The 14,829-nt window shown below is 62.6% G+C and carries 14 protein-coding genes; 7 read left to right on the forward strand and 7 right to left on the reverse strand.

Translation table 11 applies throughout. The features are described 5' to 3' along the window. The first annotated feature begins 212 nt into the window (after window positions 1–212). Both GSQ90_RS21650 and rnd read left to right on the forward strand, forming a co-directional pair. Window positions 213–917, forward strand: a complete 705-nt coding sequence (locus GSQ90_RS21650; protein WP_158816963.1) for an alpha/beta hydrolase — start codon at window positions 213–215, stop codon at window positions 915–917. Between the two features lie 79 nt (window positions 918–996). Next, window positions 997–2,187, forward strand: coding sequence for a ribonuclease D (gene rnd, locus GSQ90_RS21655; RefSeq protein ID WP_158816964.1), 1,191 nt, complete (start codon window positions 997–999; stop codon window positions 2,185–2,187). A gap of 25 nt (window positions 2,188–2,212) precedes the next feature. Here rnd and GSQ90_RS21660 read toward each other — a convergent pair whose 3' ends face one another. From GSQ90_RS21660 to GSQ90_RS21690, 7 genes are all read right to left on the reverse strand, one after another. Then, window positions 2,213–2,647, reverse strand: coding sequence for a CHRD domain-containing protein (locus GSQ90_RS21660; protein ID WP_158816965.1), 435 nt, complete (start codon window positions 2,645–2,647; stop codon window positions 2,213–2,215). Between the two features lie 140 nt (window positions 2,648–2,787). Beyond that, complete coding sequence (gene ppx / locus GSQ90_RS21665) at window positions 2,788–4,341, reverse strand: exopolyphosphatase (protein WP_158816966.1); 1,554 nt, start codon at window positions 4,339–4,341, stop codon at window positions 2,788–2,790. A gap of 27 nt (window positions 4,342–4,368) precedes the next feature. Then, window positions 4,369–6,588, reverse strand: coding sequence for an RNA degradosome polyphosphate kinase (locus tag GSQ90_RS21670; protein WP_371418426.1), 2,220 nt, complete (start codon window positions 6,586–6,588; stop codon window positions 4,369–4,371). Window positions 6,589–6,783: 195 nt separating this feature from the next. Continuing rightward, window positions 6,784–7,467, reverse strand: coding sequence for a DnaA ATPase domain-containing protein (locus GSQ90_RS21675; protein ID WP_158816968.1), 684 nt, complete (start codon window positions 7,465–7,467; stop codon window positions 6,784–6,786). Then, window positions 7,464–8,594: an AI-2E family transporter gene (locus tag GSQ90_RS21680; protein ID WP_158816969.1), complete on the reverse strand. Its 1,131-nt coding sequence runs from the start codon at window positions 8,592–8,594 to the stop codon at window positions 7,464–7,466. Before GSQ90_RS21680 ends, GSQ90_RS21675 begins: the two co-directional genes overlap by 4 nt. 19 nt (window positions 8,595–8,613) lie before the next feature. Further along, entirely contained in the window at window positions 8,614–9,015 is a 402-nt protein-coding gene (locus tag GSQ90_RS21685) for a VOC family protein (protein ID WP_158816970.1), read from the reverse strand. A gap of 10 nt (window positions 9,016–9,025) precedes the next feature. Beyond that, window positions 9,026–9,577 carry a CDP-alcohol phosphatidyltransferase family protein gene (locus GSQ90_RS21690; protein WP_158816971.1) on the reverse strand — a complete coding sequence of 184 codons (552 nt, stop codon included), beginning with the start codon at window positions 9,575–9,577 and terminating at the stop codon, window positions 9,026–9,028. A 152-nt stretch (window positions 9,578–9,729) separates the two neighbouring features. On the opposite strand from GSQ90_RS21690, the gene purM reads away from it, so the two are divergent. From purM to accB, 5 genes are all read left to right on the forward strand, one after another. After that, the gene (purM, locus tag GSQ90_RS21695; protein ID WP_158816972.1) at window positions 9,730–10,797 is read left to right on the forward strand and encodes a phosphoribosylformylglycinamidine cyclo-ligase; all 1,068 of its coding nucleotides are present in this window, start codon (window positions 9,730–9,732) and stop codon (window positions 10,795–10,797) included. Beyond that, window positions 10,797–11,420, forward strand: coding sequence for a phosphoribosylglycinamide formyltransferase (gene purN / locus GSQ90_RS21700; protein WP_158817348.1), 624 nt, complete (start codon window positions 10,797–10,799; stop codon window positions 11,418–11,420). The genes purM and purN overlap by 1 nt, the downstream gene beginning before the upstream one ends. Before the next feature lie 181 nt (window positions 11,421–11,601). After that, window positions 11,602–11,865, forward strand: coding sequence for a hypothetical protein (locus GSQ90_RS21705; protein ID WP_158816973.1), 264 nt, complete (start codon window positions 11,602–11,604; stop codon window positions 11,863–11,865). Window positions 11,866–12,017: 152 nt separating this feature from the next. Further along, window positions 12,018–14,105: a molybdopterin-dependent oxidoreductase gene (locus GSQ90_RS21710; RefSeq protein ID WP_158816974.1), complete on the forward strand. Its 2,088-nt coding sequence runs from the start codon at window positions 12,018–12,020 to the stop codon at window positions 14,103–14,105. Between the two features lie 86 nt (window positions 14,106–14,191). After that, on the forward strand, window positions 14,192–14,689 hold the full coding sequence (accB, locus tag GSQ90_RS21715) for an acetyl-CoA carboxylase biotin carboxyl carrier protein (protein ID WP_158816975.1): 498 nt from the start codon (window positions 14,192–14,194) through the stop codon (window positions 14,687–14,689). Window positions 14,690–14,829: the final 140 nt, after the last annotated feature.

Genomic DNA, 14,829 nt, shown 5'->3' on the forward strand with positions numbered 1-14,829 from the left:
GCCTTGCATTTGCACTGGCGAACCGTGCTAGAAGGCGCGCTCCGCGCCAATCCGGCCACAATTTCCGTGCGTTCCGCTTCGTCGCCGCTGAAGCCAGCGACTGTTAGAACCATTCTAACAGGAGATGCGGCGCTGGCGATGGGATGTCAAGGGCGGGGATTGGACCTTCCGCGCGAAGTGGCGTGTGACAAGATTGAGATAACGGAGGCGAAATGCCTGAAGTAATTTTCAACGGCCCGGCTGGACGACTTGAAGGCCGCTTCCATCCCGCCAAAACGCGGGGCGCGCCGATCGCCATCATCCTGCATCCGCATCCGCAGTTTGGCGGCACGATGAACAATCAGATCGTGTATAATATGTATTACGCCTTCGCCGAGCGAGGCTTTTCCGTATTGCGTTTCAATTTTCGCGGCGTCGGACGCTCGCAGGGCGCCTTCGATCACGGCCAGGGCGAATTGTCCGACGCAGCCTCGGCGCTCGATTGGGCGCAATCGATCAGCCCGGAGGCGCGCGCGTGTTGGATCGCCGGCGTTTCGTTCGGCTCGTGGATCGGCATGCAGCTCTTAATGCGCCGCCCGGAGATCGAAGGCTTCATTTCGATCGCCCCGCCGGCCAATCGTTTCGATTTCTCGTTCCTGGCGCCCTGCCCCTCGTCCGGCCTGTTCGTCCACGGCGATCGCGACCGCGTCGCGCCGCTCAAGGAAGTCCAGGGATTGATCGAGAAATTGAAGACGCAGAAGGGCATTCACATCGAACATGCCGTGATCGAAGGCGCCAATCATTTCTTCGAAAACTGCATCGAGGATCTTCAAACGACCGTCGGCGTCTATCTCGACAAGCGCCTGGGCATGCCCAAACATGCCCCCGCCCCGCAACGCAAGGACCGTCCCAAGATCGCCGCCCAACCGCACAAATAAGCGCTCTTCCCCAAACAAGGACGGCCCGGGCAGGATATGAGGGCTGGCGCGTGGCCAGCCTTTCATTTATGGACGATTCATGAATTTAATTGCGACGAACGACGAACTTGCCGCCGCCTGTGAGCGCTTCGCCCGTCATCCTTTCGTCGCCGTCGATACGGAATTTCACCGCGAAACCACGTTCTGGCCGATCCTTTGCGTCGTTCAGGTCGCCTCCGACGATGAAGCGCTGGCGATCGACGCTCTGGCCGAGGGCCTCGATCTCCGGCCTTTATTCGCGCTGATGGCGGATGAAAATGTCGTCAAGGTGTTTCATGCGGCGCGCCAGGACGTCGAGATTTTCTGGAAACTTGCGGGCGTCGTGCCCAAACCCATGTTCGACACCCAGGTCGCGGCGATGGTCTGCGGTTACGGCGATCAGGTCTCTTACAGCGAACTGGTCAATTCGATCTGCCATGTCGCGATCGACAAATCCTCCCGCTTCACCGACTGGGCGCGCCGTCCGCTCGCGCAGGCGCAGATCGACTATGCGATAGGCGACGTCACCCATCTCCGGGACATTTACCGGGCGCTGCTCGTCAAGCTCGGCAAATCGGGACGGCTTTCCTGGCTCGAGGACGAGATGAAGATTCTCACCTCCGCCTCGACCTACGAGCAGCACCCTGAAAATGCCTGGGAGCGGCTCAAGAACCGCGCGAGGAAACCGCGTGATCTAGCTGTTTTAATGGAGCTTGCCGCCTGGCGAGAAAAGGAAGCGCAGACGCGCGACGTGCCGCGTTCACGCGTCCTCAAGGACGATATTCTCGTGGAGATTGCGCTGGCCGCGCCGCGAAGCGCGGAGGCGCTCGCCAATCTTCGCGCTTTTCCACGCGGCATGGAGCGCGCCAAGGCGGGCGCTGAAATCCTGAATGCGGTCGAACAAGGCCTCGCGCGCGACCCTAAGAGCTTGCCCAGACTCGAAAAGGACAAGCGCGGTCCGCCCGGTTCCGCGGCGACGGTCGAATTGCTTAAAGTGCTGCTGCGTCAGGTCTGCGACCAAAGCGGCGTCGCCGGCAAAATGATCGCCACAGTCGACGATCTCGAAATGATCGCAGCCGACGACCGCGCCGATGTCCCCGCCCTTCATGGCTGGCGGCGCACCTTGTTCGGAGCGAGAGCGCTTGAACTCAAGCGCGGACGTTTGGCGCTGACCGTTGAAAACGGCAAGGTCGTTACGCTGGAATGGCGCGAGGCCGAGGAAACCCCCGCCGCCAAAGCGGCGGGAAATTAGAGAGCCCGAGGGGACGCGTTTCCGGTTATTTCGCCGGCGCGAGCTGCCCGCGAATTTCGCCGCCCTTGTTCTGCGCCGTATGGATATTGAAGTAGATCAGCCCATCGGCGAACGCCTTGGCCTGCTCGTCGGTCAGCACAGCCGACCCCTTGAACGGGCTGGACTTTGCGTCGACCGGCACCATCACGCCGGCATTCGTCCCCATGGGGGCGGGTCCATGAAAGTGCGCGGCGGTCTCCGGCCCCGTGAGGTCCGAATAGGTCCCCGACCAGGTCAGCGTCTTGGTCGCGCTGTCGTAATCGGCCTCGATGGCGCCGACGCCCTTGGACGTGGTCGGCGGGTTTTCGCTCGGGCCGTTGAGAGCGGCCTTGTATTTGACGACATCCGCCAAGGCAGGCGCGAGGGTGAGCGCCAACCCGGCGCCCAAAGCAGCGATGAATGACAGGCTTGAATGCGACATGAAGCTCTCCTTGGCTAATCGAACGACTCTACGAGACAATGCGGTCACTTGATGACAGCTCGGTGATGAACGCCGCCATAGGGGATTAAGTTGCCGCCCGTTGGATCGTCGATGCGTTGTTAACACCCGAGCGTCGGCGTCTATTCGGCTTCCGCGTACCGGCTTTCTGGCGGCACGCCGGCGCTCGCGGGCGTCGCCTTGATTTCCGGATCGCCGCCGATCAGGCGGGCGAATTGCTTCATGCGGTTTTGCAAGCGATCGCTGTTCAACGGCGCGAGATCGGAGGGAAGCGTCAGAACCACTTTGCCCTTCTGGCAGATCATCGGCGCGCGCGGCAGGATGCCGGGCATCGCCGCCGAAATGATGTAGGCGACGCGCATTGCTGCGCCCAGAACGCGCGAGCGATCCAGAAGGCGCGCCGGCACCAGCGAGCGCAGGTGCGGCCCCACGTCCTGATCCGCCGATAGGTGACGATAGGATGCGGCAAGAGCGAGATAGGCGCGGCCGGGATGGTCGATGCCGATGACGGCCGCATTGGCGATCAAGTTTAGAGATTGTTCGCCGCGATAGTCGGGGTGCGCGCGCCAGCCGACATCGGAGAGCAGGCAAGCGGCGTGGCGCAGGCGCTCCTCTTCCTTGGTCTCCTCCAGATGGCTCGATTTCATCAGCAGGCTGGTCCAGGCGAACAGCTCCTCGCCATGCGCGGGCGCGCGCGAACGTAGAATGTTGAACTCTCGTGCGGCGACCAGCAAAGGATCCGCGTCGCGCTCGGCCTGGGAGAGCCGCTGGTAGAGCATGCCCTCGCGCACGCCGAGAGCGGACATTACGATTTCCTTCGGCGCCGCCCTGCGAATGATTTCTTCCAGAACAACGGCGCCATAGGCGAGCAGTGGACGCCGCGCCGCCGAGACGAATTCGATCGACAATAAAGCGTCGGCCTCGATCCGCTCGACAAGCTTGGCGAATTCGAGCGCGTCGCGGGAGGGGATCACATAATTGTGCATCACATTGAGGGGATATTGGCGTTGGCGCATGTGCAGGCGCGCCAGCGCGCGCCACGTCCCGCCCACCGCATAGAACGTGCGCCCCGAGAGGTTGTCGAGCGGTTTGGCCTTGGAGAGCGCGTCTCGGACGATGCGCACAGCCTTTTTGGGCGAGCGCTCGGAGACATCCATCAGCGAAAGGCCGCCGAGCGGCAGGGTCACGCCCCGTCCGACCTTGCCATTCCGGATGTCGATCAGTTCGAGCGAACCGCCGCCCAGATCGCCCACGACGCCGTCGGGCTCGTGAATCGAGCTGAGAACGCCAAGCGCCGATAATTGCGCCTCGCGCTGCCCGTCGAGCAGCTCGATCTTGCACCCGATCGCCAGTTCCGCAAGCTCGAGAAATTGCGGACCGTTGGCGGCGTCGCGCACGGCGGCCGTCGCGACGGCGCTGATATCCTCGATGCGCATCGTCCGGCAGAGAACCTTGAAGCGCTGAAGCGCCGCCAAAGCTTTGGCCACGGATTCGTCAGTCAGGAAGCCGGTCGTTGCGACGCCCTTGCCCAGGCCGCAGAGCACTTTTTCATTGAAGGTCGGCGTCGGCGATCGCGTCAGGGCCTCGTAGGCGACAAGGCGCACCGAATTCGAGCCGATGTCGACAATCGCCACCGGCTCGCCAGGCAAGCGCCCTCTCGCTTCAGACAATGACATAAACGGCCTTTCGTCGCCATGCGAAAGTCACTTCCGCGGCTTGCGTTTGGGAAGCGATCTCGGGCTCGATTCTTTCAATGACTTGCCGCGGCCTGACAGGCTGGGGTTGGTCAAGAAATATTTATGCGCGTTGAACGGCTCCTCGCCTTCGGCCGGCGTGATCCGTTCGCTCGATCCGTCCGGCATTACAAGGTAGCTCTGCTGATTGTCCATCAGATTAGCTTCCATAATCTGATTGAGCACCTGTTCATGCACAGTTGGATTGAGAACTGGAACCATCGCCTCGACCCGCCGATCGAGATTGCGCTGCATGAGATCGGCCGAAGACAGATAGACATGCGCCTTAGGCGACGGCAGCCCATGCCCGCCGCCGAAGGCGTAAATTCGCGCATGTTCCAGAAAACGGCCGATGATCGACTTTACCCTGATATTTTCCGAGAGCCCGGCGACGCCAGGGCGCAGACAGCAGATGCCGCGAATGACGAGATCGATTTGGACGCCCGCCCGGCTAGCGGCGTAGAACGCGTCAATAATTTCCGGATCGACCAGCGAATTGCACTTTCCCCAAATGGCCGCCGGCTTGCCTTCCCTTGCGAAAGCGATCTCCTCGGCGATATGGGTCAGCAAGCGCTTCTTCAACATCATCGGCGAAATCGCCATCAATTCCAGCCCGTCAGGCTCGGCGTAGCCGGTGATGAAATTGAAAATGCGCGAGACGTCGCGACCGATCGCGGGATCGGCCGTAAAAAACGATATGTCTGTGTAAATTTTCGCCGTTATCGGATGATAATTGCCAGTGCCGACATGGCAATAGGTGGCGAGTGAATCGCCTTCCCGACGGACAACCATTGACAGTTTCGCGTGGGTCTTCAATTCGATGAAGCCAAACACCACTTGTGCGCCAGCGCGCTCCAGATCGCGCGCCCAGCGGATGTTGGCCTCTTCGTCGAAACGCGCCTTGAGTTCGACCAGCGCCGTCACGGATTTTCCCGCCTCGGCGGCCTCGATCAGGGCGCGAACGATCGGACTGTCGGACGATGTGCGGTACAGCGTCTGCTTGATCGCGACGACGGAGGGGTCGTGCGCCGCCTGCGATAGGAACTGCACGACGACATCGAAGGATTCGTAGGGATGGTGGACGACAAGGTCCTTCTGGCGGATCGCCGCGAAACAATCGCCGCCGTTCTCGCGGACCCGTTCGGGAAAACGCGGGTTATAAGGCGGAAACTTGAGATCGGGTCGGTCGACCGAGACCAGTTGCGACAGTTCGTTCAGCGCCAGCATGCCCTCCACGACGAAGACGCCGGCGGCCACCACATCGACGTCGCCGGTGACAAAGGCGCGAAGCGCCTCGGGCATCGACGCCTCTATCTCCAGACGGATCACCGAACCGCGCCGGCGCCGCTTCAGGGCGCTTTCGAACAGGCGGACGAGATCCTCAGCCTCTTCCTCGATTTCCATGTCGCTGTCGCGGATCAGGCGGAAACTTCCCTGCCCGGTCACCGCGAAGCCAGGAAAAAGCTGGGCCGTGAAAGCGACAATGATCTGTTCCAGAGTCACGAAGCGCTGGATTCCTGATTCCGCGGTCTCCGGCAGTTTCACAAATCGGGCGATCTTGCTCGGCACGCGAATGAGGGCGCTCATGCTGCGGCGATCGGACACGTGCACAAGCTGCACGGCGACGGTGAAGCCGAGATTGGGAATGAATGGAAACGGATGCGCCGGATCGACGGCCAGCGGCGTGAGGACCGGAAAGACATGAAGCAGAAAATAATCTTCAAGCCATTTACGCTCGACGTCGGATAAATCGCCCACGTCGACGATGACGATGCCGGCGCTGGCGATATCGTTGCGCAACTGGCGCCAGCGCGCCTGCTGTTGAGCCACCAATTCGCCGACCCGCTCGCCAAGGCGCGTCAATTGTTCAGCGGGCGAAAGACCGTCCTCCGAAGGCGTAGTCTCCCCCGTATGCACCTGGCCGACGAGGCCGGCCACGCGCACCATAAAGAATTCGTCGAGATTGTTGGCCGAGATCGACAGGAAGCGCAATTGCTCCAGCAGCGGATGATTGCGATTGGCCGCCTCCTCCAGCACCCGCCGGTTGAACTCAAGCCACGACAATTCGCGATTGATGAAGCGCGCAGGCGTCGCGAAAATATCGGCTTCTTCGACGCCCGTTTCGAGCGGCTCCGACACGCCGTCTTCTACGGAAGGCGAAAGTTCCTTTGAGGCGGTGCGGCGAGCCAAGCGATTCTCCATCAATGGGTTAAGCGGTCCAGCGGACGCCGGTCATACGCGTAGGGGCGTGATTACAACCATTGTGCGACAAAAAACCGACACCGCAAATGGGACTGCCTCAGAGCGCGACAGTCCCGGTCGCCCTTATCGTTAACCACGCTCTCCCCTCGTCGTCGAAAGAGCGGGCCGGACGCCCCCAGTCCCCTATCCCCCGTCTTCCGCGTCCTTGAACATCAGCGCGGCCATCGAACGCGTCACGGCCTTGCCGCGCGCCAGCGCCTCCCGGTCGAGCGCCTCGACGATCGCGCGCGCGGCGCCCAGCGATCGATCGATCCGAAGGGCGATATAGGCAATGACGGCGGGTTCGACGGCGAGTTGCCGGTCGCTGAACAGCTTGAACAGAACGGCGCGCGCCAGTTCCGCATCGGGCTCGCCAAGCGCCACCACCGGCGCCAAGCGCAGGCGCGAGCGCAGATCGGGCTTTTCGAGCCCCCAATTGTCCGGCGCGCCCCGCGCAGTCAGCAGCAAATAGGCGCCGCTCTCGCGGGCCAGATTGAAGAGGTGGAAAAGATTCGCTTCGCCGGCGCCGACGCGGTCGGCGTTTTCGATCAGGAGGGCTTTTGAACGCGCAAGTTCAGCCGGGCTCGCTTCGAGCAGCGCTTCCGCCTCGATCGTGACCGCCTGGGCCGCGCGCGCCCAGATCGCGCCAAGATGGCTCTTGCCTGAGCCGGCCGGTCCGATGAGCAGCAGCATCCGCCCCGCCCAATCGGGCCAGGCGTCGATGGCGCGCAACGCCTGGGCGTTGGCCGGCGCGCTAAGAAAGTCTTCGCGCGCGAAGCTCGGCTCGTGGGGCAGGTCAAGCGGCAATTGCCGGGGCTCGCCTGTCATAAGTTCTCGCTCGCCCCGGCCTGGGCTTCTTCGTCGCGCCGCCCGCGATAAAAGGGGCTGGCGAGGTAGACGCCGAGCAGATGGCGCGCGAGCACCCCGATCGCCGCCGACATTGGCACCGCGATCAGCAAGCCCGTGAAGCCGAACAGGGCGCCGAAAGCGACTAGGGCGAACATCAGCCAGACCGGATGAAGCCCCACCGATTCCCCCACGAGCTTGGGCGAGAGCACATTGCCCTCAAGAAATTGACCGGCGCCGACGACGCCCAGTGCGAGGAAAAACAGACTCCAGTTCGGCCAGCCCTGAACGATGGCGACGCCAAGCGACAGCACAAGCGCGGTGAGCGAGCCGACATAGGGGATGAAGCTCAATAATCCGCCGATGACGCCGATCAGAAATCCAAAATCCAGGCCGATCAGGCTGAGGCCGATCCCGTACCAAAGGCCGAGAAACAAGCAAACCAGCGATTGCCCGCGCAGGAAGCCCGCCAGGGCGTGATTGATCTCGCTGGCGATCTGCCGCAACCCGTCGCGGTGATCGAGCGGCAGCCAGCTATCGACAGTCGCCAGCATCTTGTCCCAATCCAGCAGCATGTAGAAGGCGACGACAGGCGTGAAGACGAGAAAGGACAGGAAGCTGAAAATCGCGGCGCCGCCAGAGGCCAGCGAGCGCAGGGCGTTCACAACCCATTGGCCGCCCTGCGCGACGAGGTCGCCGATCGATTTCTGGATCTGCTCCGACGAGAGCGGATTGCCCAGGCCGAGCCTTTCCCGCCATGGTCCGCCATATTTATCGAGCAGCGCATTGCCCTGATCGACAGCCAGCGTCTGCAGGCGCATGACATAGCTCGGCAGCTTCTGCGTGAATCCGACAAGCTGGCCGCCCAGGATCGGCGCGAGGACGACAAGGATCATCGCAAAGATCACGATAAACACGACCAGGATGAGGATCGACGCCCCGAGCCTGCTTAGCCCCAGGCGCTCCAGTCTCTGCACGATCGGATCGAGCAGATAGCCCAAAACGATGCCCAGCGCGAAAGGCGTCACGGCGCCGCCCAGGACTTGCAGCAAAAGTCCGAGCGCGACGAACGCCGCGACCCAGAAGACGATCTGACGACTGATGCTCACGCCGCGCGCGCCGAGACGTCTAGTGGGACTTCTCGGCCAATTGCAGAAGATCCCATCGATTGCCCCAATTGTCCTCGAAGACGGCGACCCATCCATAAGCCTCGTTGCGAGGAATCTCCAGAAAGCGCACGCCTTTGTTTTTCATCGCCGCATGGTCGCGCCAAAAATCGTCGGTATGCAGAAACAGGAAGACGCGCCCCCCTGTCTGATCGCCGATCCGGGCGGCCTGCTGCTCGTCAGCCGGTTCGGCAAGAACCAAAAGCGTTCCGCCCGATCCTGGCGGCGCGACGAGCACCCATCGCTTGCCGTGCCTGAGCGCGGTATCCTCGACAAGCGCAAAGTTCAAGACTTGGGTGAACCAGGCGATCGCCTCGTCATAGTCCGGCACGAGAAAAGTTACATAGCCAATGTTCTGTTTCATTGGATCGCGCTCAACGGGTCATGTGATTCAGCCATTGGCTGATATAGACGCCGCCGGAGGCCAATGTGGAGGCGACGACGAGCCAGACGGCGACATCCTGGCCGGGAACGGGACTCAGGCCATAAGCTTTTGCGCCCAAAACATAAGCAGCCAGAGCGATTTGCGCGGTCGTATTGATCTTGGACACAAGGACAGGCCGGATAGCCACTGGATTGTCGAGGAGCCAGGAGACGATGATGGCGGTGAGAATCATTAGATCGCGCGAGACAACGATAATGGCGATGGCCGCCGGCAAGACGCCGGAGATCGCCAAAGTCACATAAATGGACACCAGCAGCGCCTTGTCCGCCAGGGGATCGAGATAGGCGCCAAGTTCCGTCCGCAGGTTGAATCTTTTGGCGATGAAACCGTCGACGGCGTCCGATATGCCCGCGACCACGAAGATCAAAAAGGCTTCCGCGAAACGTTGTGAGGCGATCATCAGCACCGCCAACGGCGCAAGCAACAGGCGCGCCAGGGTAATCAGATTGGGGAGACTGGGGAAAAGTTTTGAAAATTCCATCGACCGCGAATTCGCTCCCCAGATTGGCGCCTGCCGCTTAACCCTATCACAGCCGGCGGGCGCCCGGAAAAAGAGCACGACTCGCCCCGCCTTGCGCCTTAAGCGTCAAGTCTGTAACCCGGCTAGATCCGCAACGCCCCGATTGAAGCGCCATGACCTCAACGCGTCGCCCGCCGCTCACCTATGCCGAAGCCGGCGTCGACATCGACGCGGGCAATTCCATGGTCGAGCGAATCAAGCCTTTCGTTCGCGCGACGCGCCGGCCCGGCGCCGACGCGGAAATCGGCGGATTTGGCGGTCTGTTCGATCTGAAGGCCGCGGGCTTCGTCGATCCGGTTCTGGTCGCCGCCAATGACGGCGTCGGCACCAAGGTCAAGATCGCGATCGAAAGCGGCGTTCACGACACGATCGGCGTCGATCTCGTCGCCATGTGCGTCAACGATATTGTCGTTCAAGGCGCTGAGCCCTTGTTCTTCCTCGACTATTTTGCGACGGGCAAGCTTGATCCGGCCATCGGCGCTGAAATCGTGAAGGGCATCGCCGCAGGCTGCATAGAGGCCGGCTGCGCGTTGATCGGCGGCGAAACAGCCGAAATGCCGGGCCTTTACGCGCATCGCGATTACGATCTTGCCGGATTCGCGGTCGGCGCCGCCGAGCGCGGCCAGATGCTGCCGCGCGCGGGATTGAAAGTCGGCGACGTGGCGCTTGGTCTGCCCTCGTCAGGCTTGCATTCCAATGGCTTTTCGCTGGTGCGCCGCGTCGTCGCGATGAGCGGCCTGTCCTGGGAGGCGCCGGCGCCGTTCGAGCCTTCGCGTGCGCTCGCGCAAGCTTTGCTGACGCCAACGCGCCTCTATGTAAAGCCGCTCCTCAAGACAATCGCTTCCTGCCAGGGAATCATGGCGCTGGCCCATATCACGGGAGGCGGTTTCCCCGACAATTTGCCGCGCGTTTTGCCCGACGATCTCGCCGTCGCGCTCGATCTTGCCGCCTTCGCGCCGCCTCCTGTTTTTGGCTGGCTTGCCGAAGTTGGAGGAATTGACGCCAGCGAAATGCTGCGCACCTTCAATTGCGGGATCGGCATGGTGGCGTTCGTCGCCGCCGATCAGCTCGGTGAGACAATCCAGGCGCTCGCCGCGAATGGGCTTGCCCCAGTGCGTCTTGGCGAAATCATCGCCAATGAAGGCGAGCGGGTCGTCGCCCGGGGACGGCTCAAGCTGTGATCGCGCGTCGACGCACGGCGATCCTGATTTCCGGACGCGGTTCCAACATGTCCGCGCTGATCGGCGCGGCGCGCGCGCCCGATTTTCCTGCGGAGATCGCGCTGGCGCTCTCCAACCGGAGCGACGCCGGCGGCCTCGCTCTCGCCAGGCAGGCTGGCGTCGCGACGGCCGTGGTCGATCACAAGATTTACGCCGGGCGCGACGAATTCGAGGGGTCGATGCAGGCTATGCTCGACATTCATCGCATCGAACTGATTTGCCTCGCCGGCTTCATGCGGGTCCTGGGCGCGCCATTCGTCGCGCGCTGGCGGGACCGGATGCTCAACATCCATCCTTCGCTTCTGCCCTCATTTCGTGGCCTGGACACCCATGCGCGGGCGATCGAGGCGGGCGTCAAGATTCACGGCTGCACAGTCCATTTCGTCGAACCGGAACTCGATTCCGGCCCGATCATCGCCCAGGCGGCCGTCGAAGTGCGTGACGACGACACGCCGGAAACTCTGGGCGCGCGGGTGTTGACGCAGGAACACGCGCTTTACCCCGCCGCTCTGGCCCTTGTCGCCGCGGGCCGCGTGCAGACCGATGGAGCGAGGACGCGCATCGCGACAGTTCGGCAAGGCTGACCGGGCGTCGCCGGGCTCCGTCCGCGCAATTTTCTACGCGTCGCCATCATGCCGTCACAACAATGTCCTAATGGGTAACGAACAGCGATACGCCGGACTTGGCGCCCGCTGCGTGACGGCAGGTCTTACGGCCTTCGTATTTTAAAAAAAAACAGCCACAGAGTTGTGAGGGGAGACGGCCATGCATACGCCTATTCGTTTGTCCCTTGTCGCAGGTCTCTCGATTGCCGGAGTGGGGTCGGCCGCCGCCGACCCGGATCCTTGCGTATGGCGGTGGTATGTGACCAGCGCGTTGCGCGCCCAACAGGACGGCGCGGTCCGCCCGCCTCTTTTACGGGAAGGCCGGGCGAGCGCCATTGAGCGGGACAGCCGCTTTATCCAGCGCCATGAGCGTTACTTTGCCGATGGTTCGCTCGCCCCGCCGGGCGATACGGCGCAACGGTAGCTGAACCGAACGGGAGAGCGCGGCGCCGCCGCCGCGGAATATGCGCCGGCTTTGCAAGCCGCGGGCGCTTCGCTCGCTGCGCCATTTGGTATAAGCGCGTCGAACAAATATGCTATCGCCTCGGATCAAGTCCTTTAGAGGCATAGCAACCCATGAACGCGCCGGCAGGAATTGTTCGCCGCCCTTCCGTATGCCCGCATGATTGCCCGTCCGCCTGCGCGCTCGACGTCGAGGTGATCGGGGGATCGCGAATCGGGCGCGTGCATGGCGCCGCGGACCAGAGCTACACGGCGGGCGTCGTTTGCGCGAAGGTCGCGCGCTATGCCGAGCGCATCCATCACAAGGACCGGCTGACGCAGCCGCTGCGCCGCACCGGGCCGAAGGGTTCGGGACAGTTCGCGCCGATCTCCTGGGACGACGCGCTCGATATCGTCGCGGAGAACTTTCTTAAAAACGAGCGCGACTTCGGCGCCGAAAGCATCTGGCCCTACCATTACGCCGGGACGATGGGCCTGGTGATGCGCGACGGGATCAAGCGGCTGACCCATGTCAAACGCTATTCCGGTTTTCACTCGACAATTTGCATCAATACCGCATGGCCGGGGTTCATCGCGGGCACGGGCAAGATGATGGGGCCCGACCCGCGCGAGATGGCCAAGGCCGATTGCGTTGTGATCTGGGGCACCAACGCTGTCTCGACGCAGGTCAATGTGATGACCCATGCGATGCGGGCGCGTAAAGAGCGCGGCGCCAAAATCGTCGTCGTCGACATCTACCGCAACGACACGATGAAACAGGCCGATCTCGCTCTCTGCTTGCGGCCGGGAACGGACGGGGCGCTCGCCTGCGCGACGATGCATGTGCTGTTTCGCGACGGCCTCGCCGATCGCGACTATCTTGCCCGCTATACCGACGCGCCCGATGAGCTTGAGGCGCATCTGTCGGCGCGGGATCCGCAATGGGCGAGCGCGATCACCGGCTTGCCGGTCGCCGAAATTGAGGCTTTCGCCGCACTGGTCGGCCAACACAAGCGGACCTACTTTCGTCTTGGCTATGGGTTTTCGCGCCAGCGCAACGGCGCGTCCAATATGCATGCCGCCTCCTGCATCGCCGCCGTCACCGGCGCCTGGGCCCATGAAGGCGGCGGCGCGTTCCACAACAATTCGGCGATCTATCATTGGCGCAAGACGCTGATTGAAGGCCTCGACGCCTATGATCCCGACGTGCGCAAGCTCGATCAATCGCGGATCGGCGCTGTCCTATGCGGCGAGACGGAAGCCCTGGGCGGGGGCGGTCCAGTCAAGGCGTTGCTGGTGCAAAGCACCAATCCGGTCGTCGTGGCGCCCGCGCAGGACAAGGTGAGGCGTGGCTTTGCGCGCGAGGATCTGTTCGTCTGCGTGCATGAGCATTTCATGACCGAAACGGCTGGCATGGCCGACATCGTGCTGCCGGCGACGATGTTTCTCGAACATGACGACCTCTATCAGGGCGGCGGCCATCAATACATTATGTTCGGTCCCAAGGCGGTCGACGCGCCGGGGGAATGCCGCTCCAATCACGATCTCCTCTGCGCGCTCGCCGAACGGCTGGGCGCCGAGCATCGCGGCTTCGCCATGAACCCGCGCGAGATCATCGACTGGACGCTTGAAGCCTCCGGCTGGGGTTCGCTGGACGCGCTTGAGGCCAACAAATGGCTCGATGCGCAGCCTTCCTTCGAAGAAGCCCATTTCATCAAGGGATTCGCTTACAAGGACGGCCGCTTCCGGTTCAAGGCGGATTGGGCGACGACGCCCTTCACGAATAACGGCCTGATGGGCCCCTGGCGCGAAATGCCCAGCCTGCCCGACCATTGGACGATCATCGAGAATGCCGATGACGAACATCCGTTCCGGCTCGCCACTTCGCCTTCGCGCAGCTTCCTCAATTCGACCTTCGCCGAAACGCCGACTTCGCAGACGCGCGAGCGGCGACCGACCGTGATGATCCATCCAGAGGACGCCGCAAAGCTCGGAATCGGCGATGGCGATATCGTGCGGCTCGGCAACAAGCGCGGCGACACGCGCCTCCACGCCAAGCTCTTCGAAGGGCTTCGGCGCGGCGTTCTGATCAGCGAAGGAGTTTGGCCAAGCGAAGCCTTTCTCGACGGACGCGGCATCAATGTCCTGACCGGCGACGATATTGTCGCGCCCTTCGGCGGCGCCGCCTTTCACGACAATAGCGTGTGGGTAAGAGCGGCCTAGCCGACAGGCGGGCCGCCCCCGCACTTTATTTAGAGGCGGCGCCGGGCTATAGGACGCGTCCCCTCGATGCGAAAAGCGAGCAAAGCATGAAGAAACCGCCAGGAAAAATAGCCGCCGCGCCCGGCGAACCTTTTACCGGCGGCGTCGATCTTTCCATCGTTGCGGCTCTGGCGAAGATCGCCGGTCATCATGACCTCAGCGAGGTGGAAATTGAGCATGACGGCCTGCGCGTGCGCGTCGCCCGCGAACGTCGCGCGGCGCCTGCCGTCAGCTATGCGCTTCCCTTGGCCGCCCCTGCCCCCGCGCCGGCGGCGGCATCGCCCCTCGCATCCGTTGCGCCCGCCGATCACCCCGGTTCAGTCAAGTCGCCGATGGTCGGAACCGCCTATCTCCGGGCAAGCCCCGAAGCCAAGCCGTTTATCGAGGTCGGTTCGATGGTCAAGGCGGGCGACAAGATCCTGCTCGTCGAGGCGATGAAGACTTTTAATGAAATCGTCGCGCCCAAAGCGGGCAAGGTTATCGAGATTCTCGTCGAAGACGGTTCGCCGGTTGAATATGGCCAGCCGCTGCTGGTTATCGAGTGATGATGGCCTCGATCGCGCTGCGTTCCCTCCCCCCTTGTGGGGGAGGGTTAGGGAGGGGGGTCGCCCCGACCTATCGGCGTGAAGTGCGATTATCTTCTCGGATGGGCCGGCGTGCCCCCCCCCCCCCGCCCCCCCCCCCA

Source organism: Methylocapsa sp. S129 (assembly GCF_009765995.1).
In the GTDB taxonomy this organism is placed as follows: domain Bacteria; phylum Pseudomonadota; class Alphaproteobacteria; order Rhizobiales; family Beijerinckiaceae; genus Roseiarcus.

Excerpts from the sequence above, each read along its gene's own strand:
- GSQ90_RS21650 (WP_158816963.1), top strand. The coding sequence starts at position 213 with ATGCCTGAAGTAATTTTCAACGGCCCGGCTGGACGACTTGAAGGCCGC.
- rnd (WP_158816964.1), top strand. The coding sequence starts at position 997 with ATGAATTTAATTGCGACGAACGACGAACTTGCCGCCGCCTGTGAGCGC.
- GSQ90_RS21660 (WP_158816965.1), bottom strand. The coding sequence starts at position 2,647 with ATGTCGCATTCAAGCCTGTCATTCATCGCTGCTTTGGGCGCCGGGTTG.
- ppx (WP_158816966.1), bottom strand. The coding sequence starts at position 4,341 with ATGTCATTGTCTGAAGCGAGAGGGCGCTTGCCTGGCGAGCCGGTGGCG.
- GSQ90_RS21675 (WP_158816968.1), bottom strand. The coding sequence starts at position 7,467 with ATGACAGGCGAGCCCCGGCAATTGCCGCTTGACCTGCCCCACGAGCCG.
- GSQ90_RS21685 (WP_158816970.1), bottom strand. The coding sequence starts at position 9,015 with ATGAAACAGAACATTGGCTATGTAACTTTTCTCGTGCCGGACTATGAC.
- GSQ90_RS21690 (WP_158816971.1), bottom strand. The coding sequence starts at position 9,577 with ATGGAATTTTCAAAACTTTTCCCCAGTCTCCCCAATCTGATTACCCTG.
- purM (WP_158816972.1), top strand. The coding sequence starts at position 9,730 with ATGACCTCAACGCGTCGCCCGCCGCTCACCTATGCCGAAGCCGGCGTC.
- GSQ90_RS21705 (WP_158816973.1), top strand. The coding sequence starts at position 11,602 with ATGCATACGCCTATTCGTTTGTCCCTTGTCGCAGGTCTCTCGATTGCC.
- GSQ90_RS21710 (WP_158816974.1), top strand. The coding sequence starts at position 12,018 with ATGAACGCGCCGGCAGGAATTGTTCGCCGCCCTTCCGTATGCCCGCAT.
- accB (WP_158816975.1), top strand. The coding sequence starts at position 14,192 with ATGAAGAAACCGCCAGGAAAAATAGCCGCCGCGCCCGGCGAACCTTTT.